This is a genomic window from Inquilinus limosus DSM 16000 (assembly GCF_000423185.1).
Classification (GTDB): Bacteria; Pseudomonadota; Alphaproteobacteria; order DSM-16000; family Inquilinaceae; genus Inquilinus; species Inquilinus limosus.
Genome location: NZ_AUHM01000040.1, coordinates 11,710 through 33,242, shown reverse-complemented (window position 1 = coordinate 33,242; position 21,533 = coordinate 11,710). Strand labels below are relative to the sequence as shown.

The 21,533-nt window shown below is 70.5% G+C and carries 23 protein-coding genes; 12 read left to right on the top strand and 11 right to left on the bottom strand.

From position 1 onward, the window contains the following. Positions 1 to 78: 78 nt before the first annotated feature. The 5 genes from G537_RS0126975 to rpsF all read right to left on the bottom strand — a co-directional run bounded on the left by G537_RS0126975 (position 79) and on the right by rpsF (position 5,575). The gene (locus tag G537_RS0126975) at positions 79 to 1,506 is read right to left on the bottom strand and encodes a virulence factor family protein (RefSeq protein ID WP_034853167.1); all 1,428 of its coding nucleotides are present in this window, start codon (positions 1,504 to 1,506) and stop codon (positions 79 to 81) included. After that, the gene (gene mprF, locus G537_RS0126970; RefSeq protein ID WP_081689073.1) at positions 1,503 to 4,133 is read right to left on the bottom strand and encodes a bifunctional lysylphosphatidylglycerol flippase/synthetase MprF; all 2,631 of its coding nucleotides are present in this window, start codon (positions 4,131 to 4,133) and stop codon (positions 1,503 to 1,505) included. The genes G537_RS0126975 and mprF overlap by 4 nt, the downstream gene beginning before the upstream one ends. Before the next feature lie 177 nt (positions 4,134 to 4,310). Further along, complete coding sequence (gene rplI, locus G537_RS0126965; RefSeq protein ID WP_026872744.1) at positions 4,311 to 4,895, bottom strand: 50S ribosomal protein L9; 585 nt, start codon at positions 4,893 to 4,895, stop codon at positions 4,311 to 4,313. 12 nt (positions 4,896 to 4,907) lie between these two features. After that, a complete protein-coding gene (gene rpsR / locus G537_RS0126960) occupies positions 4,908 to 5,138 on the bottom strand; it encodes a 30S ribosomal protein S18 (RefSeq protein WP_306770208.1) in 231 nt (76 codons plus the stop codon). A 5-nt stretch (positions 5,139 to 5,143) separates the two neighbouring features. Beyond that, entirely contained in the window at positions 5,144 to 5,575 is a 432-nt protein-coding gene (gene rpsF, locus G537_RS0126955) for a 30S ribosomal protein S6 (protein WP_026872742.1), read from the bottom strand. A gap of 233 nt (positions 5,576 to 5,808) precedes the next feature. On the opposite strand from rpsF, the gene fabD reads away from it, so the two are divergent. From fabD to pssA, 7 genes are all read left to right on the top strand, one after another. Continuing rightward, positions 5,809 to 6,759: an ACP S-malonyltransferase gene (gene fabD, locus G537_RS0126950; protein ID WP_026872741.1), complete on the top strand. Its 951-nt coding sequence runs from the start codon at positions 5,809 to 5,811 to the stop codon at positions 6,757 to 6,759. Between the two features lie 18 nt (positions 6,760 to 6,777). After that, positions 6,778 to 7,515 (top strand): 3-oxoacyl-[acyl-carrier-protein] reductase, encoded by a 738-nt coding sequence (gene fabG, locus G537_RS0126945; RefSeq protein WP_026872740.1) that lies wholly within the window; start codon positions 6,778 to 6,780, stop codon positions 7,513 to 7,515. Positions 7,516 to 7,658: 143 nt separating this feature from the next. Next, on the top strand, positions 7,659 to 7,901 hold the full coding sequence (locus G537_RS0126940; protein WP_026872739.1) for an acyl carrier protein: 243 nt from the start codon (positions 7,659 to 7,661) through the stop codon (positions 7,899 to 7,901). Positions 7,902 to 7,946: 45 nt separating this feature from the next. Next, on the top strand, positions 7,947 to 9,209 hold the full coding sequence (fabF, locus tag G537_RS0126935; protein ID WP_026872738.1) for a beta-ketoacyl-ACP synthase II: 1,263 nt from the start codon (positions 7,947 to 7,949) through the stop codon (positions 9,207 to 9,209). Between the two features lie 4 nt (positions 9,210 to 9,213). Next, on the top strand, positions 9,214 to 10,239 hold the full coding sequence (gene mltG / locus G537_RS0126930) for an endolytic transglycosylase MltG (protein WP_026872737.1): 1,026 nt from the start codon (positions 9,214 to 9,216) through the stop codon (positions 10,237 to 10,239). Further along, positions 10,236 to 10,955 carry a phosphatidylserine decarboxylase gene (locus tag G537_RS0126925; RefSeq protein WP_081689072.1) on the top strand — a complete coding sequence of 240 codons (720 nt, stop codon included), beginning with the start codon at positions 10,236 to 10,238 and terminating at the stop codon, positions 10,953 to 10,955. The genes mltG and G537_RS0126925 overlap by 4 nt, the downstream gene beginning before the upstream one ends. Continuing rightward, positions 10,952 to 11,845, top strand: coding sequence for a CDP-diacylglycerol--serine O-phosphatidyltransferase (pssA, locus tag G537_RS0126920; RefSeq protein ID WP_026872735.1), 894 nt, complete (start codon positions 10,952 to 10,954; stop codon positions 11,843 to 11,845). Before G537_RS0126925 ends, pssA begins: the two co-directional genes overlap by 4 nt. Here pssA and G537_RS43960 read toward each other — a convergent pair. Together G537_RS43960 and G537_RS0126910 are read right to left on the bottom strand one after the other, a co-directional pair. Then, positions 11,827 to 11,979, bottom strand: a complete 153-nt coding sequence (locus G537_RS43960) for a hypothetical protein (RefSeq protein WP_155888797.1) — start codon at positions 11,977 to 11,979, stop codon at positions 11,827 to 11,829. The genes pssA and G537_RS43960 overlap by 19 nt on opposite strands. Before the next feature lie 44 nt (positions 11,980 to 12,023). Next, positions 12,024 to 12,782, bottom strand: coding sequence for an SDR family NAD(P)-dependent oxidoreductase (locus G537_RS0126910; protein ID WP_026872734.1), 759 nt, complete (start codon positions 12,780 to 12,782; stop codon positions 12,024 to 12,026). Positions 12,783 to 12,827: 45 nt separating this feature from the next. Between G537_RS0126910 and G537_RS0126905 the strand changes: the two genes are divergently transcribed. Beyond that, positions 12,828 to 13,730, top strand: coding sequence for a YicC/YloC family endoribonuclease (locus G537_RS0126905; RefSeq protein ID WP_245579146.1), 903 nt, complete (start codon positions 12,828 to 12,830; stop codon positions 13,728 to 13,730). After that, on the top strand, positions 13,727 to 14,362 hold the full coding sequence (gene gmk, locus G537_RS0126900; RefSeq protein WP_026872732.1) for a guanylate kinase: 636 nt from the start codon (positions 13,727 to 13,729) through the stop codon (positions 14,360 to 14,362). Before G537_RS0126905 ends, gmk begins: the two co-directional genes overlap by 4 nt. Positions 14,363 to 14,378: 16 nt before the next feature. Here gmk and G537_RS0126895 read toward each other — a convergent pair whose 3' ends face one another. The 4 genes from G537_RS0126895 to lptG all read right to left on the bottom strand — a co-directional run bounded on the left by G537_RS0126895 (position 14,379) and on the right by lptG (position 18,663). Continuing rightward, positions 14,379 to 15,194, bottom strand: coding sequence for a hypothetical protein (locus tag G537_RS0126895; protein ID WP_026872731.1), 816 nt, complete (start codon positions 15,192 to 15,194; stop codon positions 14,379 to 14,381). Positions 15,195 to 15,339: 145 nt separating this feature from the next. Continuing rightward, positions 15,340 to 16,191, bottom strand: coding sequence for a 16S rRNA (adenine(1518)-N(6)/adenine(1519)-N(6))-dimethyltransferase RsmA (gene rsmA, locus G537_RS0126890; protein ID WP_051249187.1), 852 nt, complete (start codon positions 16,189 to 16,191; stop codon positions 15,340 to 15,342). After that, positions 16,188 to 17,477: a peptidylprolyl isomerase gene (locus G537_RS0126885; protein ID WP_026872729.1), complete on the bottom strand. Its 1,290-nt coding sequence runs from the start codon at positions 17,475 to 17,477 to the stop codon at positions 16,188 to 16,190. The genes rsmA and G537_RS0126885 overlap by 4 nt, the downstream gene beginning before the upstream one ends. A gap of 91 nt (positions 17,478 to 17,568) precedes the next feature. Next, the gene (gene lptG, locus G537_RS0126880) at positions 17,569 to 18,663 is read right to left on the bottom strand and encodes an LPS export ABC transporter permease LptG (protein WP_026872728.1); all 1,095 of its coding nucleotides are present in this window, start codon (positions 18,661 to 18,663) and stop codon (positions 17,569 to 17,571) included. Between the two features lie 198 nt (positions 18,664 to 18,861). On the opposite strand from lptG, the gene G537_RS0126875 reads away from it, so the two are divergent. The 3 genes from G537_RS0126875 to G537_RS40135 are packed head-to-tail and all read left to right on the top strand — an operon-like array spanning position 18,862 to position 21,529. Beyond that, positions 18,862 to 20,361 (top strand): leucyl aminopeptidase, encoded by a 1,500-nt coding sequence (locus tag G537_RS0126875; protein ID WP_026872727.1) that lies wholly within the window; start codon positions 18,862 to 18,864, stop codon positions 20,359 to 20,361. Beyond that, positions 20,361 to 20,822 carry a DNA polymerase III subunit chi gene (locus G537_RS0126870; RefSeq protein ID WP_026872726.1) on the top strand — a complete coding sequence of 154 codons (462 nt, stop codon included), beginning with the start codon at positions 20,361 to 20,363 and terminating at the stop codon, positions 20,820 to 20,822. The genes G537_RS0126875 and G537_RS0126870 overlap by 1 nt, the downstream gene beginning before the upstream one ends. After that, positions 20,819 to 21,529, top strand: a complete 711-nt coding sequence (locus tag G537_RS40135; RefSeq protein ID WP_051249186.1) for a phosphatase PAP2 family protein — start codon at positions 20,819 to 20,821, stop codon at positions 21,527 to 21,529. Before G537_RS0126870 ends, G537_RS40135 begins: the two co-directional genes overlap by 4 nt. The last annotated feature ends 4 nt before the right edge of the window (positions 21,530 to 21,533 follow it).

The window sequence follows — 21,533 nt, the reverse complement described above, 5'->3', positions numbered from 1 at the left end:
TCGCCAGCCATGCACCGCTGTGGATATCGGGACCGGATTGTGGGCAGATCTGTGGATAGTCGGAATCTGCACGGCAGATCAATGGTTTGGCGTCTTGGATTCGGCTGTGCTTTGTCGCCTTGTTGCGCCGTCCATGATGATGCGCGCGAGGCTGTCGTAGTCGCCGTCGAAATGGTGCCCGCCGGTGGTCTTGATCACCTCGGCGCCGGCCAGGGCGGGGGTCGGGCAGACGGTGTCGTCCTCGTCCTCGCCGTAGAAGCACTGGATTCGGGCCAGATCGATCGACTTCAGCTCCGGCGCCACGGGCGGTGCGTCGTCGTCGGCACTGACGCCGAGCCAGCCGGTGACCCGGATCTCGAAATCGGTCCGCTCGGCCAGGCCCAGCAGGCTGATCTGGTCGACCTTCGCCTTCTCCGCCGCCGGCAGCCGGTTGTAGGCGAAGGGCAGGATATTGGCCCCGAAGGAGTAGCCGATCAGGATGACCCGCTGGGCACCCCAGGCCTTGCCGTAATGGTCGATGATATGGGCCAGGTCCTTGGCCGTCTGTTCCGGCGTCCGTTCGCTCCAGAAGTAGCGCAGGCTGTCGACGCCGACGACGGAAATCCCTTTGCTCTGAAGGGCTTCGCCGATGGTCTTGTCGAGATCCTGCCAGCCGCCGTCGCCGGAATAGATGATGGCGAGGGTGGGCGAGGGCGAGGCAGCGGGCAGTTCTTCCAGCGGCAGGCTGCCGACGGCGGAGGCGTCGGCATCCGCCGGCGCGTCCTGATGCAGCATCGCCACGACCTGGTCGGCCAGCGACGCATCCTTCGGCAGGGTCGCCACCTCGCCGCCGGATGCCGTGGCGAAGGCGCTCATCGTCGGGTCCGGCTGCTGCAGGCCGACGCGCCACCAGCCCGGGATGTGCGGCTGCGGCCCGTAGGTGAAGCCGCCGCCCCGGGCCGGCGTCGCGGCCGGGGCGTCGCCCGGGCCGGTGCAGAGCGGCAGCCTGGTCTTCAGCGGCGGCATCGGGCCGATGCTGGCGCCGCCCTCGATCGTGGTCTTCGCCGCCGCCTGGGCCACCGCGCCATAGGCGATGGTCGCGCCCTGGCCGCGGCCGACCACGATAGGCGCATGGTAGGAGGCGAATTTGAACTCGCGCTCCAGCCGCTGGCTCAGCTCCTCGAAATCGCCGGCCGGGGAGTGGCAATCCTGGTCGTCGCCATGCTCCAGCCCGTCGAGATAGCGCTTCAGGTCGACGCCGACGACGAAGGCGCCGTTGCCCTGCAGCCGCTGCGCCGCCGCGTCGAACTCCGGGGACCAGCCGGTGTCGTCCGACAGCAGGAAGACCATGGAGTTCGGCTGGCCGTCCGGCTGCCACAGCCGGACCGGGCCGAGCGTGCCGCCGTCATAGCTGTGCGGCGGCGTGGCCGAGGCGCGCTGGTCCGGGATCAGCCAGGCCGCGGCGGCCAGGGCGACCCCGGCCGTCACCGCCAGCCCGGCGGCGACCAGCCAGGAGGTCCGCTTCATCGTGCCACCAGCCCCTTGATCCCGCCGCCGATCAGCGCCGCGATGTCCGAGATGGCGAGCGCCGGGGCCAGGCCGCTCGGCGTCGCCAGGTAGCGCGGCTCCCACACCGGGTCGAACTTCTGCTTGAAGCCGCGCAGACCCTCGAAGTTGTAGAAGCGGGCGCCGCTGCGATAGACGAAGCGGCCGATACGGTGCCACAGCGGTGCCAGCGGGTGGTCCTCCAGGCCCGACAGCGGCGCCATGCCGAGGCTGAGCGTCTCGTAGCCCTGCTCCTTGAAATGCACGATCAGCTTGGTGATCAGATACTCCATCACGAGCTTGGAATTCGCCTCGGTGTGCCGCATCAGATCGATCGCGACCTCGTTCTTCTCGTCGGTCACCAGCAGCGTGGCGAAGGCCACCAGCCGGCCGTTCTCGCGCACCAGGGCCACCGGCGAGCCGTCGACGTAATCCGGGATGAAGGCGCCGAGCGAGAACCGCTTCTCCTTCGTCGCCTGCTTCCGCAGCCAGTCGTCGGAAACGGCGGCGAGCTCGCTCATCAACGGCGCGGCGGCGCCGGCCGGCACCATCTCGAAGGTCAGCCCGTCCTTCTCGCCGCGGGACAGGGCGTAGCGTAGCGCCTTCTTGCGGCTGCCGCCCTCGAGCGTGAAGCTCCGCAGCGGCACCCGCGCCTCCTCGCCCAGCTTCGACAGCGTCATGCCGGTGTCGAGATAGAGCGGCAGGGTCTCCGCCCGGACGCCGTAATAGGCCGGGCGGCCGCTGGTCGCCTCGGTCATTTCGCGGAAGCGCCAGATCAGCTCCGGCCAGTCCTCGCGCGCGCCGACCGGGTCGCCCAGCGCGGCCCAGGTGCGGCCGTGGATGGCGTACATCAGGAACGCCCGGCCGCTGTCCGAGAACAGGATGGCCTTGTCGCCCATGCGCACCAGATTGGCCTCGGCGCGGGGCTGCTGCCGCAGGACCTGCTCGGCCCGGTGGATCTCGGCGGCGGTCGGCGCGACCATCCGGCCGCGCTGGGCCCGCACCAGGTGCCAGAGGCCGTAGAGCGTGGCCAGCAGGCTGACCGCCACCATGGCGCGCAGCGCCCGCGAGGCCTCATCATGGACCTCGAAGGTCCACCACAGGTCGTTGGCGTAGGCGACGTGGCGGAAGGAGAAGAAGGTCAGCCAGGCCATGCCGCCGACGACGCTGCCGAGCGCGATCAGCCAGCCCGGCGTCATCGGCTGGTCGAACAGGGCCGAGCGGCGCCAGAACTCCTCCCGGCAGGGCAGCATGATGACGAGGCACAGCAGCAGCATCAGCGCCTCGCGCCAGGCGAAGCCCTTGCCCAGCGCCAGCACGGCGCTGACGGCGAGCAGCATCAGCGTCAGCCAGTAGGCGGCGATCAGCCGCCGGAACAGGCCCCAGGCCACGACCAGCAGCGCGAGGCCGGTGACGGCCGCCAGGATGTGCGACAGCTCGACCACCGCGACCGGCAGGTTCTCCAGGATCTCGATGCGGCTCTTCAGCGTCGGGGTGGCAGCCGAGACGAGCAGCAGCGTGCCGACGACGAAGATCAGCGCCGCCATCACCGACGGCATCAGCCGGCCGGCGACGTCGAGCGTCAGCCGCGTCGGCGCGTGGCTCTGCAGCCGGCGCAGGCCCCGCGCCGTCTCGGCGCCGGCGAGAATGCCGACCGCCAGCATCACCGGGATCAGGAAATAGACCGCGCGGTAGACGACCAGGGCGGCCGCGATGGCCTGCGGCGGCAGCACCGGGCCGAGCCCCAGCAGCATCACCGATTCGAACACGCCGACGCCGCCCGGCACATGGCTGATGATGCCGGCCACGGTGGCGACGACGAAGACGACGAAGAAGGCGCCGAACGGCACGCTGCCGTGGGGCAGCAGGACCCAGAAGGCGAAGCCGGCGAACAGCAGCTCGACCGTCGAGATCAGGATCTGGCCCGCGGCGATGCCGAAGCTGGGCAGCGGAACCCGGCCCAGGAACGGCTGGCCGGGCCGGCGGGCGCAGGCCAGCAGGAACAGCCCGGCCCCGGTCAGGATCGCGGCGGCCCCGGCAGTGGTCCAGCCGCTGTGGATGCCGAGCGCGCGGGTCAGCAGGCCGGGCTGCAGCAGCACCGCCCCGGCGCCGACGGTGGCGATGCCGAAGCCGAAGGCCATGGCGCAGAAGCCGGCGACCCTGGCGATGTCGCCGAATTCGAGGCCGGTCGCGGTGTAGACGCGGTAGCGCACCGAGCTGGCGGTGACGAGGCCGCCGATGGTGTTGCCGACGGCATAGCCGCAGAAGCTGGCCAGCGCCATGGTCCGCAGCGGCACGCGGGCGCCGACATAGCGCAGCGCCGACCAGTCGTAGCCCATCAGTGCGATGAAGCTGCCGATGGTGCCCAGCAGCGCCAAGCCGACCGAGGTCCAGGGCAGGGCGCGGATCCGCACGATCAGCTCGTGCCAGCTCATCGCCGCCAGCTCCTGCCGGATCGCATAGGCGGCGCCCGCGAACAGGAGCAGGGTGACGATCGTCAGCAGGGCCGGCTTCAGGCGCTGGCGCATGGGCCGAAGGGCCGCGCCGTCGGAGACGCCGGCCGCGTCGGCAGTCGGAACCGAAACCGCCTGCGGCTGTGCCGTGGACATGGACAGGAAACTCGATGGGAGCGGATGCCGGACGCTAGTCCCGCCCGGGCCCCGGATCACGTTAAGAGTTTGCAACCTGCTGTTCAGGTTGCGCCGCCGATCAGGGCGGGGAACACCCAGCAAAAAGGCGCGGACCCGAAGGTCCGCGCCTCTTCGATACGGAGCGGAAGGGGCCGGTTACGCCGGCTCGCCCTCGGTGCTCTCGGTCTCGGCTTCGGCGATCGCGGCCGCAGCAGCCGCCTCGGCCGCCGCTTCTTCCTCCTCGAGAACCGAGGACACGATCATGCCGCCGCGCTCGCGCTGCATCTCGGCCTCTTCGGCCGAGCGGGCGACGTTCACGGTGATGGTGACGCTCACCTCGGGGTGCAGCCGGATCCGGACCTTCTCCAGGCCCAGGGTCTTGATCGGATGCTCGATCGCGACCTGGCCGCGCGAGACGGTGTAGCCGTCCGCGGTCAGGGTGTCGGCGATGTCGCGGGCCGTCACCGAGCCGTACAGCTGGCCGGTGTCGCCGGCCTGGCGGATGACGACGATGTGGACGTCGTCCATGCGCGCCGCGACCTTCTCGGCCTCGCCCTTGGCCTTGAGGTTGTTGGCCTCGATCTGCGCCCGCTGCTTCTCGAACACGGCCAGGTTGGCCTTGGTCGCGCGCAGCGCCTTCTTCTGCGGCAGGAGGTAGTTGCGGGCGAAGCCGGGCTTCACCTTCACCACGTCGCCGATCTGGCCGAGCTTCTCGACCCGTTCCAGCAGGATGATTTCCATCGGATCCTCCCCTTACTTCACGATGTAGGGCAGGAGGCCGAGGAAGCGCGCGCGCTTGATGGCGCGGGCCAGCTCACGCTGCTTCTTGGCCGAAACCGCGGTGATGCGGCTCGGGACGATCTTGCCGCGCTCGGAGATGAAGCGGCCCAGCAGCTTGGTGTCCTTGTAGTCGATCTTCGGCGCGTTGGCGCCGGAGAACGGGCAGGTCTTCCGACGGCGGAAGAACGGACGGCGTGCACCCATCGCGCTCATGCCTGGGCTCCTTCACCTTCGGCCTGGTCGCGGCCGAAGCCGCGGTCCCGGCGCTCGCCACGGTCGCCCCGGCCATCGCGATCACGACCGTCGCGGTCGCGGCCGGCGCGGCTCTGCATCATCACCGACGGACCCTCCTCGAGGGCGTCGACGCGCAGCGTCAGCGTGCGCAGCACGTCCTCGTTGATGCCCATCAGGCGCTCCATCTCGGCCACGGCGGCCGCGGGGGCGTCGATGTTCATCAGGACGTAATGGCCCTTGCGGTTCTTCTTGATCCGATAGGCGAAGCTCTTCAGGCCCCAGTACTCGGTCTTGGTGACCTTGCCGCCGTTCTCGGTGATGACGGTGGTGAAGCCCTCGGTCAGGGCCTCCACCTGCGCGGCGGACACGTCCTGCCGCGCGATGTACACGCTCTCGTAAAGTGGCATGGTGACTCCTTATGGCTGTTCCCGGCATGGCGCTGTGCGGAGGATCCGTCAGCCGCCCATGCCACAGCCGGCCGCTATGCCATGCGACCGGCAAGGAGCATCGACGAAGGCGCGCACTATACTCAGGAGCGCCCGAAGATCAAGCGCGAAGGGATCCTGTATCATCGATCAGGCTTGACTTGCGGTCGCGAGTCTCTAAGACGGGCGCCCTTATCGCGATGCGGGGTTTTGCCATGGCGCGCGCTTTCGTGTTTCCGGGACAGGGCAGCCAGGCCGTCGGCATGGGCAAGGCGCTGGCCGACGGTTCGGCCGCCGCCCGGGATGTCTTCGCCGAGGTCGATGCGGCGCTGGGGCAGAAGCTGTCCGGGCTGATGTTCGCCGGCGAGATCGAGACCCTGACGTTGACCGAGAACGCCCAGCCGGCGCTGATGGCGGCCTCGGTCGCCGCGGCGCGGACGCTGGCGGAGCGGTCCGGCCGCACGCTGGCCGATTTCGCCGGCTTCGTCGCCGGCCACAGCCTCGGCGAGTACTCCGCCCTGGCCGCGGCGGGCGCGATCAGCGTCGCCGACGCGGCCCGGCTGCTGCGCCTGCGGGGCCGGTCGATGCAGAAGGCGGTGCCGGTCGGTGTCGGCGCCATGGCGGCGTTGCTGGGGCTCGACCTCGACCAGGCGCGCGACGTCGCCGCCCGCGCCTCGACCGCGGACTCGATCTGCACCGCGGCCAACGACAACGCCCCCGGCCAGGTCGTGGTCAGCGGCCACAAGGAAGCGGTGGAGCGGGCGATTGCTCTGGCGGCGGAGCTCGGCGCCAAGCGCAGCATCCTGCTGCCGGTCAGCGCCCCGTTCCATTGCCCGCTGATGGCGCCGGCGGCCGAGGCGATGCGCGCGGCGCTGGCCGAGGTCGAGATCAAGGCGCCGGCCGTGCCGGTGGTCGCCAACGTCACCGCGGCGCCGGTCACGGCCCCCGACGAGATCCGCCGCCTGCTGGTCGAGCAGGTCACCGGAACCGTGCGCTGGCGCGAGAGCGTGCTTTACATGAAATCCGCGGGCGTGCAGGAACTGGTCGAGCTCGGGGCCGGCAAGGTGCTGGCCGGCCTCGCCAAGCGCATCGATCGCGACCTCGCCGCGGTGTCCCTGCAGACGCCGGAGGAGATCGATGCCTGGATCGCATCGACTGGCGCCTGAAGCACGAGGGAAGTGAGCATGTTCGATCTGAGCGGCAAGTCGGCGCTCGTCACCGGCGCCTCGGGCGACATCGGCCGGGCCATCGCGACCCTGCTGCACGCCCAAGGCGCGACCGTGGCGCTGTCCGGAACCAAGGTCGAGAAGCTGGAGGCGCTGGCCCGTGACCTGGGCGAGCGGGCGCATGTGACCCCGGGCGATCTGTCGAGCGCCGAGGGCGCCGAATCGGTGGCGAAGGCGGCCGAGGCCGCGACCGGCGGCATCGACATCCTGGTCAACAATGCCGGGCTGACCCGCGACGGCCTCGCCATGCGGATGAAGGACGAGGATTTCGAGACCGTCCTCGACGTCAACCTGGTGTCCGGCTTCCGCCTGGCGCGCGCGGCGCTGCGCGGCATGATGAAGAAGCGCTGGGGCCGGATCGTGTCGATCACCTCGATCGTCGGCCACACCGGCAACCCGGGCCAGGCGAACTACGCCGCCTCCAAGGCCGGCCTGACCGGCATGACCAAGGCGCTGGCGCAGGAAGTCGCCAGCCGCGGCATCACCGTCAACTGCGTCGCGCCCGGCTTCGTCACCAGCGCCATGACCGATGCGCTGAACGAGGAGCAGAAGGCGCGGATCTCCGCCACCATCCCGATGGCGCGGATGGGCGAGCCGGCCGAGATCGCGGCCGCTGTCCTGTATCTCGCCAGCAACGAGGCTGCCTATGTCACCGGCCAGACCATCCACGTGAATGGCGGGATGGCGATGGTCTGACGTCGCCGGGCTGGACATGGCCAGATGCTTGGCCATGTTCGATCAGGTGTGTTATGTGACCGCGGGTCTACGGGGCGGTCACTTGTGCGGGGGGTAGCACTGCGGAATTCAGCCCCGTTCCGCTCTCTTGAAAGGTAGAAAGAATGAGCGAAAGCATCGCCGATCGCGTTAAGAAGATCGTCGTCGAACATCTCGGCGTCGAAGAAGGCAAGGTCACCGAGTCGGCCAGCTTCATCGACGACCTGGGCGCCGACAGCCTCGACACCGTCGAGCTGGTCATGGCGTTCGAGGAGGAGTTCGGCTGCGAGATTCCGGACGACGCGGCCGAGAAGATCCTGACGGTGAAGGACGCGATCCAGTTCATCGAGCAGCACTCGGCCGGCTGATCGCAGGGCCGTGCCACACGTTCCGCCGCAGAACCGGATGAAATGATGCGACGTGTCGTAATCACCGGCATGGGGATGGTCACGCCTCTCGGTGCCGGTGTGAAGACCAATTGGGATCGGCTGATCGCCGGGCAGTCCGGCATCGGGGCGATCACGACCTTCGACGTCTCGGATCTGCCGGCGCGGATCGCGGGCCTGGTGCCGCGCGGCACCGGCCCGGGTGATTTCGACGTCGACAGCGCGGTCCCTCCCAAGGACCAGCGCAAGAACGACGTCTTCATCCATTACGCGATCGCCGCGGCCAACGAGGCGATCGGGGATTCGGGATGGCAGCCGCCGAGCGACGAGGCGCGCGACCGCACCGGCGTCATGATCGGCTCGGGCATCGGCGGCCTGCAGTGGATCGCCGAGGGCTCGCTGACCCTGGAGGAGAAGGGGCCCCGCCGGATCTCCCCCTTCTTCATCCCGGCGGCGCTGATCAACCTGGCCTCCGGCCAGGTCTCGATCCAGCACGGCTTCCGCGGCCCGAACCATGCCGTGGTCACGGCCTGCTCGACCGGCGCGCACGCGATCGGCGACGCGGCGCGGCTGATCATGTGGGACGATGCCGACGTCATGGTGGCGGGCGGGGCGGAGGCGGCGGTGTGCCGGCTCGGGCTCGCCGGCTTCGCCGCGGCGCGGGCTCTGTCCACCGGCTACAACGACACCCCGGACCGCGCCTCGCGCCCCTATGACAAGGGCCGCGACGGCTTCGTCATGGGCGAGGGCGCCGGCGTGGTCGTGCTGGAGGAACTGGAGCACGCCAAGGCGCGCGGTGCGAAGATCTATGCCGAGGTGGTGGGCTACGGCCTGTCTGGCGACGCCCATCACATCACCGCCCCGCCGGATGACGGCAATGGCGGCTTCCGGGCGATGTCGGCGGCGCTGAAGCGGGCCGGCCTGTCCCCGTCGGACATCGACTACGTCAACGCCCACGGCACCTCGACGCCGCTCGGCGACGAGATCGAGCTCGGCGCGGTCAAGCGGCTGTTCGGCAACGCCATCGAGACGGTGTCGATGTCCTCGACCAAGTCGGCGATCGGCCATCTGCTCGGTGCCGCCGGCGCGGTCGAGGCGATCTACTCGGTGCTGGCGGTCAACCACGACGTGGTGCCGCCGACGCTGAACCTCGAGGATCCGTCGGAAACCTGCCTCGGCGTCGACCTGGTGCCGAAGCAGGCCAAGGAACGGCCGGTGCGGGCCGCTCTGTCGAACAGCTTCGGCTTCGGCGGGACCAACGCGTCGCTGATCTTCCGCGAGTACGTCTGACCGGATGTTTCGGGCACTCGCCCGCGCGCTCGTCTTCCTGGTGGTCGTGGCGGCCGTCATCGGCGGCGGCGTCGCGTGGTTCCTTCACGCCTATCGCGCATCGGGGCCGCTGACGGCCCCGGCGACGCTCGTGGTCGAGCGCGGCAGCGGCCTGACCGCGATCGCGGCGCAGCTGGAGGCGGCGGGGGTGATCGAGAACCGCTGGGTGTTCCTGGCGGGGATCGCGCTGGAGGGCGGCGACCGCAGCCTGAAGGCCGGGGAATACGCCTTCGCGCCCGGCACCTCGCCGGCCGGGGCGGCCGACCTCCTGGCCCGCGGCAGCAACGTCTCGCACAAGATCACCGTCCCGGAAGGTTTGACCTCGGCCGAGATCGTGGCCCTGGTCCAGGCCGAGCCGCTCCTGACCGGCGAGGTCGGGGAGATCCCGGCCGAAGGTTCGCTGCTGCCGGAGACCTATCAGTTCATCCGCGGCGACACCCGCGCCGCGGTGATCGAGCGGATGCGCAAGGCGATGCGGCAGGAGGTCGAGACGCTGTGGGGCAAGCGGGCCAACAGCCTGCCGTACAAGACTCCGCAGGACGCGGTCACCATGGCCTCGATCGTGGAGAAGGAGACGGGCGTGCCGGCGGAGCGGCCGTTGGTCGCCAGCGTGTTCCTGAACCGGCTGCAGGCGGGTATGCCGCTGCAGGCTGATCCGACGGTGGTCTATGCCCTGACCGGCGGCAAGAAGCCGCTCGGACGTCCGCTCACCCGGGCCGATTGGAAGCTCGATTCCCCTTACAACACCTATCTCGTGGCCGGGCTGCCGCCGGGACCGATCGCCAATCCGGGGCGCGACTCACTTGCCGCAGTGCTCAACCCGGCGGTCACGAGCTATTATTACTTTGTGGCCGATGGGTCGGGCGGGCACGTCTTCGCCCGAACGCTCGAAGAGCACAACCGCAACGTCGCCGACTGGCAGAGGCGGCGGCAGGCCGCTCCGCCGAAACCCGGCGACGCGGCCCCGGAGACCGGAGACAGCACGCCTTGAACGGGAAAGAGGATTCGCATCTGCTGCACACGATTCGCGGCGTGCTGGTGCCGATCCACCCGGCCGGCTACCCGTTCATCGGTGTCTTCGCCGTGGTCACGGTGATCTTGTTCCTGACCTGGGAACCGGCCGGCTGGCTCGGCGTGCTGGCGACCGCCTGGTGCATCTATTTCTTCCGCCATCCGCCGCGGGTGACGCCGAACCGGCCGGACCTGGTGGTGGCGCCGGCCGACGGCCGGGTGCAGATGGTGGTGCAGGCGGCGCCGCCGGCGGAGCTCGGGCTCGGCAACCGGCCGCTGACCCGGATCAGCATCTTCCTCGACGTCTTCAACGTCCATGTGAACCGCGTTCCGGCCGACGGCGCGGTGGTCGACGTGAAGTACCGTCCGGGCAAGTTCCTGAACGCCAATCTCGAGAAGGCCAGCGAGGAGAACGAGCGCTGTGCCGTGTCGCTGCGCCTGCCGGACGGCCGGATGCTGGTCTTCGTCCAGATCGCGGGGCTGGTGGCGCGGCGCATCATCTGCGACCTCTCTCCCGGCCAGCCGGTGGTGGCCGGTGAGACCTATGGGCTGATCCGCTTCGGGAGCCGCACCGACATCTACCTGCCGGAGGGGGTCGAGCCGCTGGTCTCGGTCGGGCAGACCATGATCGGCGGCGAGACCGTGCTGGCCGACCTGGCCGCCGCGGCCGTCAACCCGGTCGCCGTCGCACGATGATGAGGCCCGAGCATCGCCAGCATCGGCGCCCCTTCCGCCGCCGGCCGGTCGTCCGCATCCGCGGCCTGACGATCAACCGGCTGCTGCCGAACATCCTGACCACGCTGGCGCTGTGCGCCGGGCTGACCGCGATCCGCTACGCCATCCACGAGCGCTGGGAGCAGGCGGTGACCGCGATTCTGGTGGCGGCCGTGCTGGACGGGCTGGACGGCCGCGTCGCCCGCCTCCTGCGCGGGTCGAGCAAGTTCGGGGCGGAGCTGGACAGCCTGGCCGACATCGTCAGCTTCGGCGTCGCCCCGGCGCTGATCCTCTATCTCTGGATGATGCAGGACGCCGGCAGCCTGGGCTGGGTGGCGGTGATGGCCTATGCCGTCTGCGCCGCGCTGCGCCTGGCCCGCTTCAACACGGCGCTGGACGACACCACGCTGCCGGCCTTCGCCTACAACTACTTCACCGGCGTGCCGGTGCCCGCGGGCGCCATCCTGATCCTGATGCCGCTGATGATCAGCTTCGAGTTCTCGTCCGGCTTCTGGGCGGCGCCGCTGCTGGTCGGCCTGTGGACCGTGGCGGTGGCGCTGCTGCTGGTCAGCCGGATCCCGACCTTCTCGATGAAGGTGGTGCGGATCCCGCCGGACTACATCGTGCCGGTGCTGGTCGGGGTCGGGCTGGTGGCCACGCTGCTGGTCACCGCCACCTGGCCGACGCTGGTCGCGCTGGGCCTGATCTACGTCGGCAGCCTGGCCTTCAGCATCCGGCGCTACGCCCATCTCAAGCGCCAGGCCGCGCTGATGATGGGGGAGGCCGAGACGGAGATGCCGGCCGCCGATCCGGGCGCCGCGACGCAGCCGCCGCCCGACCGGCCGTCCTCGGATCAGCCGAACGCGGCGTAGGCGACCAGCAGCAGGGCGAAGGTCGTCGCCACCCAGCCGACGATGGTCACGATCTCGCGGACCAGATCGAACGGGCTGTCGGTCTCATCGTCGTCGTGGATCAGATGCATGGTCGTCGCGCTCTCACGGGGCATGCCGCGACAATGCTCGATCTTGCGTGAACGCACCGTGACGGCTGTCACACCCGGGCGAAGCGGCGGATGAGGGCGTCGGCCCAGGCGGCGGGCAGGGCGGCCAACAGCCGCGTGCCGGCATGGATCGGCCAGGGGAACGCGATCAGCGGCCGGTCGCGCGCAAGACCGCGCCGGATCGCCGCGGCCGCATCCTCGACCCCCATCAGCATCGGCATCGGGAAATCGGCGCCGTCGGTCATCGGGGTGCGGACGAAGCCGGGGCAGATCACCGACACCCGCACCCCACGCGGCCGCAGCTCGGCCCGCAGCGCCTCGCCGTAGACCCGCACCGCCGCCTTGGAGGCGGCGTAGGTCCCCACGCCGGGGAAGCCGCGGAAGCCGGCCAGCGAGCTCATCAGCGCGATCTGGCCGGCGCCGCGCGCCGCCATGCGCGGCCGGATCGGATCGACGGTGTTGAGCACGCCGTCGAGATTGACCGCGAGGATCCGGCGGCCCTTCTCGGCCGCGTCCGCGCCTTCCGCTCCGCCCGGGGCGACGCCGGCATTGGCGATGACGAGGTCGAGCGGCCCGGCCTCGTCGGCCGCCGCCACCGCCGCCGCCATCGCCGCCCGGTCGGTGACGTCGACCGCCGCCGTCTCCGCCGTCGCGCCGAGGGCGCGGACCGCCTCGGCCGCAGCCTCCAGCCGGTCCCGGTTCCGCCCGAGCAGTACCAGCCGCACGCCGGGGGCGGCGTAGCCCTTCGCCAGGGCCGCGCCGAGCCCGCTCGAGGCGCCGGTGATCAGGATGGCGGCCGGCGCCGTCATGGCGTTCTCCTTGTTGGCGGTCCAGGCGACGGCTATAAGCCCCCCATGACCCAGGATATGACCGCCTCGGCCCCGCTTTCCAGCATGACCGGCTTCGCCCGCAAGGAGGGCGGCGTCGACGGGCTGTCCTGGGTGTGGGAGGCACGCAGCGTCAACGGCAAGTCGCTCGATCTGCGCCTGCGCACCCCGGCCGGCTTCGAGCGGCTGGAATCGGTCGCCCGGGTCGAGCTGGCCAAGCGCTTCCGCCGCGGCAACGTCACCCTCAACCTGTCGCTCGGCCGCAGCGAGACGGCGCCGGCGCTGCGCATCAACCGCGAGGTGCTGGACCAGCTGGTCGCCCTGGCGCGCGAGCTGAACGGCGAGACCGCGCCGATCCGGGTCGACACGCTGCTCGGCATCCGCGGCGTGGTCGAGACCGGCGACACCGCCTCCGCCGAGCTGAACAGTGCCGTCGAGGCCGAGGCGGCGGCGGCGATCGCGCCGCTGCTCGACGACCTGCAGGCGGCGCGGCTGGAGGAGGGCGGACGGCTGCGTGACGTGCTGGCCGCCCAGATCGATCATATCGCCGGGCTGGTCGGCGACGCCCGGGCCAGCGCCGCGGCCCAGCCGGACGCGCTGAAGGCGCGCCTCAAGGCGCAGCTGGACCTGCTGCTGGAGGCGCGGCCACCCCTGCCGGAGGACCGGCTGGCACAGGAGCTGGCGCTGCTGGTCGGCCGCTGCGACGTCCGTGAGGAGCTCGACCGGCTCGACGCCCATATCGGCCAGGCGCGCGGCCTGCTCGCCGCCGGCAGCGGCGTCGGGCGCCGGCTCGATTTCCTGTGCCAGGAGTTCAACCGGGAAGCCAACACCCTGTGCTCGAAGGCGGCGGATGTGGCGCTGACCCGGATCGGCCTCGACCTCAAGGCCGTGATCGAACAGTTCCGCGAGCAGATCCAGAACATCGAATGACCACAGAAATAGCCCGCCGCGGGCTCATGCTCGTCCTGTCCTCGCCCTCGGGGGCGGGCAAGACCTCGATCACCCGGGCCGTGCTGGCGCAGGATCCGAACCTGACAATCTCGGTTTCCGTCACCACCCGGGCCCAGCGGCCGGGCGAGGTCGACGGCACGCATTACCACTTCATCGACCAGGCGACCTTCGATGCCATGGTCCGCGACGACGCGTTGCTGGAATACGCCCGCGTGTTCGGCAACGCCTACGGCACGCCGCGCGCGCCGGTCGAGGCGGCGCTGGCCTCCGGCCGCGACGTGATCTTCGACATCGACTGGCAGGGCACGCAGCAGCTGGCGCAGAAGGCGCGGACCGATCTGGTCAGCGTCTTCGTGCTGCCGCCGACGGTGGAGGCGCTGGAGCAGCGGCTGCGCGCCCGCGCCCAGGACAGCGACGAGGTGATCGCCGGCCGCATGGCCAAGGCGGCGGACGAGATGAGCCACTGGCCGGAATACGACTACGTGATCGTCAATCGGGACCTCGACGCCAGCATCGCCCAGGTCCAGGCGATCCTGGCGGCGGAGCGGCTGCGCCGCAGCCGCCAGACCGGCCTGCCGGATTTCGTCCGCTCGCTGCAGGCCAGGCTCTGACCGGCCGAACGGCGGCTCACCAGACCATTCGCCACGTCCGGATCCGCAGCTCCCTGGCCCGGCTGGTGATCTCCGCGGCGTCGACGTCGCAGGCGAGGAGCCGATAGATCTCGAAGACGGCCCGGCACCGGTCGAGCAGCGGATCGTCCTCGCGCAGGCGGATGCGACGCTTGGCCGCCTCCTTGGAGTGGTTGGGCCGGGCACTGCCGAGGACCGGGTCGACGGCTTCGTCGGCGTTCCGCTCATCGATGCCTTGGAAGATGCGGCGGAGATTCTCCTCGGTCGGCTCGAACCGGTGGAAGCTGGCGCCGAAGCGGCGGTTGATGCGGTCGATGACGCCGCCGAAATCCGCCACGACCTGATCGAAGGTCGCGGCGACGAAGTGTTCCCGGTAGGGCAGGCACCGCTCGTAGAAGCCGGCATAGCCTCGCAGCACGTGCCGCGGGTTCAGGAACGGATACTTGACCACCAGCGACCGCACCGCGTCCTCGGGCCGCCGGGCGAGGATGCAGGCCGGCACGCGGTAGCGCGCCGCCCGGATCACCTGCGCCGGCACGTGGATGTGGTCGGCCGTCTTCACCGCATGGGGCTGCGCCAGCCGGAAGGCATGGACGGCGAAGGTGTTGCCGGACCGCGGGAAACCTTCGATGACGAGATCGGTGTCGCGCGCCACCGCCGGGCCGATTCCGACCTGTCCGCCCAGCCGGCGGAGCGGGAAGAACAGGGCCGGATAGGCGCCGGCCAGGTAGTGGACGACACTGGCATAGCCCCTGATCCGGTCGACCAGCGGCATGGAGGGATCCGCGATTTCCAGACGCTGCATGTCGCTCATGACAGCTCCTCCGAGATGCGAAGGCGCCACATGGGGGCGCGGGCCGTCAACGCGTCGAAGCCGGCCCGGTGAAATTATCTGGGAGGTGTGGTCGCGACGGTCGAGGGCGCCGCGACGATTCGGCTGCCTCGCCGGCGGTCGCCGATCAGCGGGCGGCGACGACGCGGGCCAGGCGGACGAAGCCGGCGATGTCGATCTCCTCCGCCCGGGCGGTCGGCGGCAGATCCGCCTCGGCCAGCAGGGCCTCGGCCCCGCCCAGGCTGCGCAGGCTGGCGCGCAGCATCTTCCGGCGCTGGCCGAAGGCGGCGGCCGTCACGGCCTCCATCGCCGCGAACGGCACCTCCTCACGGCCTCGGCGCGGCCGCAGCCGGACCACGGTCGAATCGACCTTCGGCGGCGGCGTGAAGGCACGGGCGGGCAGGGTGAGGAGGGGATCGACCTCGGCCCGCCACTGGGCGATCACCGACAGACGGCCATAGGCGCTGCTGCGCGGCGCGGCGACGAGGCGGTCCGCCACCTCCTTCTGGAACATCAGCGTCAGCGACCGGAACTCGTCGATCCGGCGCAGCCAGCCGATCAGCAGCGGCGTCGCCACATTGTAGGGCAGGTTGGCGACCACGGCGCGCGGCGCCGGCACCAGCGCCGGGATGTCGGTCTCCAGCGCATCCGCCTCGACGATCCGCAGCCTGTCTCCGGCAACCGCCGCCAGCTCCTCGAGCGCCGGCCGGAAGCGCCGGTCGCGCTCAATCACGGTCACGCTCTCGGCCCCGGAGGCAAGCAGGGCGCGGGTCAGGCCGCCGGGGCCGGGCCCGATCTCGACCGCATGGGTGCCGGCCAGGTCGCCGGCCTCGCGGACGATCCGGGCGGTGACGTTGAGGTCGAGCAGAAAGTTCTGGCCGAGCGACTTCTTCGCCGCCAGGCCGTGCCGCGCGATCACGTCGCGCAGCGGCGGCAGGGCGGCGATCGCGTCGCGGAGCGGTGCGTCGGACAGGGTCAGAGCCGGATGTCGATATAGGCGTTGCCGCGCAGGTCGCGCAGCAGCCGGCGCTGCATCATGTCGATCTTCTGCTCGGCCAGGGTGCCGCGGATCTGGTCGCGGTCGACGCCGTCGCCGCCGACGTCCTGGCGGGAGCAGACCATCATCACGGCGACACCGTCCGCCATCCGCACCGGGCTGCTGACCTGGCCGTCCGGCAGGGCGCTGACCACTTGGCGCAGGGCGTCGGGCAGGCGGCTGAGCAGGACGTCGCCGAGATCCGGATTGGCGGTCACGCCCAGCTCCTTGACCTTGGCCTGGAAGGCTTCGCAGCCGTTCACGCCGGAGAAGTCGTTGCGCATCTGCGCGACCACGGTCTGGACCCGGTTGCGCGGGGCGGTCGGCGGCACCGGGACGACGATCTGGTTCAGGCGGACCCTGACCCCACCCGCGGTGTTGATGTTGACCGTCCGCTTGTCGCGCAGCAGCAGGATGTTGTAGCCGCCGAGGGTGCGGATCGGATCCGACACCTGGCCCTGCTGCATCGTGCTGAGCACCTGGTCGAGCGCGGGTTCGAGCTGCCCGGCCAGCACCCAGCCCATGTCACCGCCGCTCTGGGCGCCGGCGGCCTGGCTGAACTGGCGCGCCACGGCGGGGAAGGGGGCGCCGCGGCGGATTTCCGAAACCAGCCGGTCGGCCAGGGCCCTGACCTGGCCCTCGCCGGCATCCTGGTCGACCGCAAGGAAGATCGAGGCGACGAGATATTGCGGCTTGCCCTGATTGGCCTTCAGCCGTTCCACCACCTCGTCGACCTGGCTGTCCGAGACCTCGACTTGGGAGATGAAGCGGCGCTGGATCAGCTGGCGCCAGGCGAGCTGGGCGCGGACCTGGTCCTCCAGCGCGCTCTGCGGCACGCCGGTGGACTTCAGCATCCCGAAGAGCTGCTGCGTCGACATGCGGTTCTGGCCGGCGATCGCCTCCAGCGCCCGGTCGACATCCTGGGCGGGCACGCTGATGCCGGTGCGCGCGGCTTCCTGGCCCTGCAGCTTCTCGTCGATCAGCAGACGCAGCACCTGGGGCAGCAGCCGCTGCTGGTTCTCCGGCGTTCCCGGCAGGCCGCTGCTCATCAGCGCCAGCCGGAGGCGCATCTGCAGGTCGGCCACGGTGATCACGTCGTCATTGACCACCGCGGCGATCTTGCCGACGGCGGAGGCCGGAGCACGGGTCTGCGCCACGGCGGCAGGAGCGACGAGGGAGGTGATGGCCAGGACCAGGGCGACGATCGGGGCCGACAGACGACGGATCATGAGGGCGACACGGCCTCGCTGTTGAAAGGCGCAGATACAGCACGTGACTTTGGCCGACTCAAGGCAAAAGCGGCCGGTTCCATGGTCAGCCTCAGCCGTCTTCGAGATGCAGCAGGGCGGCGGCGCCGAACATAAGGGCGACGCAGGAGGTGGCCCAGGCCGCCATCGGCACCGGCAGCGTCCCGGCACGGCCGAGCGCCGCCACGATGTCGCCGAGCACGAAGATCGAGAATCCGGTGACGATGGCGCCGACGATCATCAGCACGGTGTCGACCCGGCGCCCGGGCCGCAGGCTGAAGGCCGCGGCGACGAGGATCATCGCCGCCATCAGCAGCGGCTGCGACAGCAGCGACTGATAGGCGATGCGGTAGCGGACCGAGGAGAAGCCGGTGGCCTCGAGGTTGCGGATGTAGTCCGGCAGGTCCCAGAACGAGATGGTCTGCTGCGAGGCGAAGCGCTCCTGGATCCCGTTGCGGGTCAGGGTGCTCGGGATCGAGGTGGTGTCGACATGCTGCGCCGGCGCCTCGCCGTTCATCACCCAGGCGTCGCTGATCACCCATTTGCCGTCCTGCAGCTGGGCGCTGGCGGCGTCGATCCGGCCGCGATAGGTCTCGTCCGGGTTCAGCAGCAGGAAGATCGCGTTCTGCAGCTGGTCGCCGTTGCTGCCGACCTTGTCAGCATGAATGACGACGATCCCGTCCTCGTCCTTCTGGCGCAGCCAGAAGCCGGTCTTGGCCACCTTCATCACGTCGCCGGTGCCGCCGAGGAAATCGAGGTCCAGGCGCTCGAAGCGGCTGTACATCGCCGCCGAGATCGGGTTGACCAGCGTGATCTTGAGCACGCCCAGCACCATCGCCGCGGCGATCACCGGCGCCAGGAACTGCCAGGCCGACAGGCCGGCGGCGCGGGCGACCACCAGCTCGCGGCTGCGGGTCATGCGCCAGAAGGTGACCATGGCCGCGATCAGCACGGCGAAATGGAACAGGATCTCGACGTCGCTGGGCAGCTTGAAGGCGGCCAGGGTGAAGGCCAGGCTCACCGGCAGCTCGGGGATGGAGCTGACCTGGCGCACGAACTCGACGAATTCGAACACCGCGATCACGCCGCTCAGCACCAGCAGCACGGCCAGGAACCAGAACAGGAACTGCCGCACGATATAGGCGTAGAGGGTGGGGGAACGGAGCATCGGGTGCGAACAGGCCTGTTGTGCCGAAGGCGGGTCGGGCGGATCTTCTACATCAGACGGCCCGCCGCCGCGACCGCTAAGGAGGTCGCAGCCGGGCGGCGGGGCCGTTTCGACCGGTGACGGCTGTGAAACCCGCTGTTACGTTGCGGGTTCCGCCGGCTTGCCGCGGTTATCGGAAATCGCCCGGAAGACGACAAGATGCAGATCTCCTTCGCTCCGCCTGCTTCCGTCGAAGCCGGCGTCCTGGTCCTCGGCGTGTTCGCCGACGACGTGCTGTCGAACGCCGCCGCCGCGATCGACCGGCGGTCGAAAGGCGCCCTGTCGCGGGCGCTGAAGGCCGCGCCGAAATTCAAGGGCGGCCGCGACGAGACGCTGGCGCTGTACGGCATCGCCGGCGTCGATCAGGTCGTGCTGTTCGGTCTCGGCAAGCCGGAGGAGGTCGACGCGGTGCGGCTGCAGCGGGCGGGCGGCTCGGTCGCGGCGCTGCTGAACAAGACCGGCGCCGCCGCGGCGACGGCGCAGCTCGAAGGCATCGTCCTCTCCGGCCAGGGGGCAGGGGCCGCGGCCGCCGAATTCGCCTTCGGCGCCCGCCTCCGCGCCTGGCGCTTCGAACGCTACCGCACCAAGGAGAAGCCCGAGGCGAAGCCGACCCTGAAGAGCCTGACCGTGCAGACCAGCGACGCCGCGGCGGCGAAGAAGGCCTTCGCCCGCGCCGACGCGGTGGCTCAGGGCGTGTTCCTGACCCGCGAGCTGGTGTCCGAGCCGGCCAACGTCCTCCATCCGGAGAGCTTCGCCGCCAAGACGAAGGAGCTGCAGGACCTGGGCGTCGAGGTCGAGGTGCTGGGCGAGAAGCAGATGCGCAAGCTCGGCATGGGTGCGCTGCTCGGCGTCGGCCAGGGCTCGGCATATGAGAGCCAGCTGGTGGTGCTGCAGTGGAAGGGCGCCGGCGGCAAGCGCAAGGCCGAGGCACCGATCGCCTTCGTCGGCAAGGGCGTGACCTTCGACACCGGCGGCATCTCGCTCAAGCCCGGCCAGGGCATGTGGGACATGAAGTGGGACATGGGCGGCGCCGGCGTGGTCGCCGGGCTGTTCAAGGCGCTGGCGCTGCGCAAGGCCAAGGTCAACGCCGTCGGCGTGCTCGGCCTCGTCGAGAACATGCCGTCGGGCGACGCGCAGCGGCCGGGCGACATCGTCACCTCGATGTCCGGCCAGACCATCGAGGTCTGGAACACCGACGCCGAGGGCCGGCTCGTGCTCGCCGATGCGCTCTGGTACACGCAGGATCGGTTCAAGCCGAAGGCGATGATCAACCTCGCCACCCTGACCGGCGCCATCATCATCGCGCTCGGCAGCGAGCATGCCGGGCTGTTCTCGAATGATGACGCCCTGGCCGAGAAGCTGATCGCCGCCGGCAAGGCGGTCGAGGAGAAGCTATGGCGCATGCCGCTGGGCGACGCCTACGACAAGCAGATCGACAGCGACATCGCCGACATGAAGAACATCACCGGCAGCCGCGACGCCGGCTCGATCATCGGCGGGCAGTTCCTGCAGCGCTTCGTCAACAAGGTGCCTTGGGCCCATCTCGACATCGCCGGCACGACCTGGTCGGGCAAGGACACGCCGACCGTGCCAAAGGGCGCCACCGCCTTCGGCGTGCGGCTGTTGGACCGGTTCGTGGCCGATAACCACGAAGGCTGATGGCCGAGATCCGGTTCTACCACCTGACCGCGCGCACGTTCGAGCAGACCCTGCCGGTGCTGCTCGAGCGGACGCTGCAGCGCGGCTGGCGCGCCGTCGTCTGCGTCGGCTCCGAGGAGCGGGCGGAGAGCCTGGCCGGCTATCTCTGGACCTACTCCAAGGAGGGCTTCCTGCCGCACGGCACCCGGCGCGACGGCTTCGCGGAGGAGCAGCCGGTGTGGATCACCGACCAGGTCGAGAACCCGAACGGCGCCCAGGTGCTGTTCCTGGGCGACGGCGCGGATTCGGACGGCGGCGGTGCCTTCGCGACGGTGTGCGACCTGTTCGACGGCAACGACCCGGAGGCGGTGCAGGCCGCCCGCGGCCGCTGGAAGCGCTTCCGCGACGCCGGCCACACGCTCGTCTACTACCAGCAGGACGAGGCCGGGGCCTGGAGCGAGAAGCAGCGGGTGGGCGGGTGACGCCCCGGACAGCGCTCTGGCTCGCGGTCGCGGTCGCTGCCCTGCTGGTCCTCGCGCCGGGCATCGACCTCGTCGTCTCCGGCTGGTTCTACGCCCCTGGCAGCGGCTTCGCCTGGGCCGGCGCGTCCCTCGCGGAGGCGATCCACGAGGCGGTGCAGGTCCTGGTCCGCATCGCCGCCGTCCTGCTGCTGCTCGCGGCCGCCTGGACATGGCTGCGGCAACGGCGGCTGCTCGGGCTCGACGCCCGGCGCTGGACCTTCCTGCTCCTGGCGCTGGCGATCGGGCCGGGGCTCGTGGCCAATACCGTGCTGAAGGACCATTGGGGCCGGGCCCGGCCGCGCCAGGTCGAGGCTTTTGGCGGCGCTGCCGCCTTCACGCCGCCGCTGATCCCGGCCGACCAATGCCGCCGCAACTGCTCCTTCGTCGCCGGCGATCCCACCATCGGCTTCGTCGTCCACAGCGCGGCCTATGTCGTGCCGGCGCGGCGGCGACGCCGGATCTTCTGGGGCTCAATGGCGCTGGGCGGCGCGCTCGGCCTGCTGCGCATCGGCATGGGCGGGCATTTCTTCAGTGACGTGCTCTTCGCCGGCGCCGTCGTCCTGCTGGTCAGCGCCGGGCTGCACGCCCTGATGTTCGACCGCTGGAGCACGGCGGCCGCCTGGCGCGATTTCACCCGCGGGCTGATCCGCTGGCCGGGACCGAGCTGAGCCC

What these genes read in the sequence shown, in the direction of transcription:
- gmk (WP_026872732.1), top strand. Translation starts at nt 13,727, where the DNA reads ATGACCACAGAAATAGCCCGCCGCGGGCTCATGCTCGTCCTGTCCTCG.
- G537_RS0126885 (WP_026872729.1), bottom strand. Translation starts at nt 17,477, where the DNA reads ATGATCCGTCGTCTGTCGGCCCCGATCGTCGCCCTGGTCCTGGCCATC.
- fabF (WP_026872738.1), top strand. Translation starts at nt 7,947, where the DNA reads ATGCGACGTGTCGTAATCACCGGCATGGGGATGGTCACGCCTCTCGGT.
- fabD (WP_026872741.1), top strand. Translation starts at nt 5,809, where the DNA reads ATGGCGCGCGCTTTCGTGTTTCCGGGACAGGGCAGCCAGGCCGTCGGC.
- G537_RS0126875 (WP_026872727.1), top strand. Translation starts at nt 18,862, where the DNA reads ATGCAGATCTCCTTCGCTCCGCCTGCTTCCGTCGAAGCCGGCGTCCTG.
- rpsR (WP_306770208.1), bottom strand. Translation starts at nt 5,138, where the DNA reads ATGGGTGCACGCCGTCCGTTCTTCCGCCGTCGGAAGACCTGCCCGTTC.
- G537_RS0126910 (WP_026872734.1), bottom strand. Translation starts at nt 12,782, where the DNA reads ATGACGGCGCCGGCCGCCATCCTGATCACCGGCGCCTCGAGCGGGCTC.
- pssA (WP_026872735.1), top strand. Translation starts at nt 10,952, where the DNA reads ATGATGAGGCCCGAGCATCGCCAGCATCGGCGCCCCTTCCGCCGCCGG.
- G537_RS43960 (WP_155888797.1), bottom strand. Translation starts at nt 11,979, where the DNA reads ATGCCCCGTGAGAGCGCGACGACCATGCATCTGATCCACGACGACGAT.
- G537_RS0126895 (WP_026872731.1), bottom strand. Translation starts at nt 15,194, where the DNA reads ATGAGCGACATGCAGCGTCTGGAAATCGCGGATCCCTCCATGCCGCTG.
- G537_RS0126975 (WP_034853167.1), bottom strand. Translation starts at nt 1,506, where the DNA reads ATGAAGCGGACCTCCTGGCTGGTCGCCGCCGGGCTGGCGGTGACGGCC.
- G537_RS0126870 (WP_026872726.1), top strand. Translation starts at nt 20,361, where the DNA reads ATGGCCGAGATCCGGTTCTACCACCTGACCGCGCGCACGTTCGAGCAG.
- G537_RS0126940 (WP_026872739.1), top strand. Translation starts at nt 7,659, where the DNA reads ATGAGCGAAAGCATCGCCGATCGCGTTAAGAAGATCGTCGTCGAACAT.
- mprF (WP_081689073.1), bottom strand. Translation starts at nt 4,133, where the DNA reads ATGTCCACGGCACAGCCGCAGGCGGTTTCGGTTCCGACTGCCGACGCG.
- mltG (WP_026872737.1), top strand. Translation starts at nt 9,214, where the DNA reads ATGTTTCGGGCACTCGCCCGCGCGCTCGTCTTCCTGGTGGTCGTGGCG.
- lptG (WP_026872728.1), bottom strand. Translation starts at nt 18,663, where the DNA reads ATGCTCCGTTCCCCCACCCTCTACGCCTATATCGTGCGGCAGTTCCTG.
- fabG (WP_026872740.1), top strand. Translation starts at nt 6,778, where the DNA reads ATGTTCGATCTGAGCGGCAAGTCGGCGCTCGTCACCGGCGCCTCGGGC.
- rpsF (WP_026872742.1), bottom strand. Translation starts at nt 5,575, where the DNA reads ATGCCACTTTACGAGAGCGTGTACATCGCGCGGCAGGACGTGTCCGCC.
- rplI (WP_026872744.1), bottom strand. Translation starts at nt 4,895, where the DNA reads ATGGAAATCATCCTGCTGGAACGGGTCGAGAAGCTCGGCCAGATCGGC.
- G537_RS0126905 (WP_245579146.1), top strand. Translation starts at nt 12,828, where the DNA reads ATGACCCAGGATATGACCGCCTCGGCCCCGCTTTCCAGCATGACCGGC.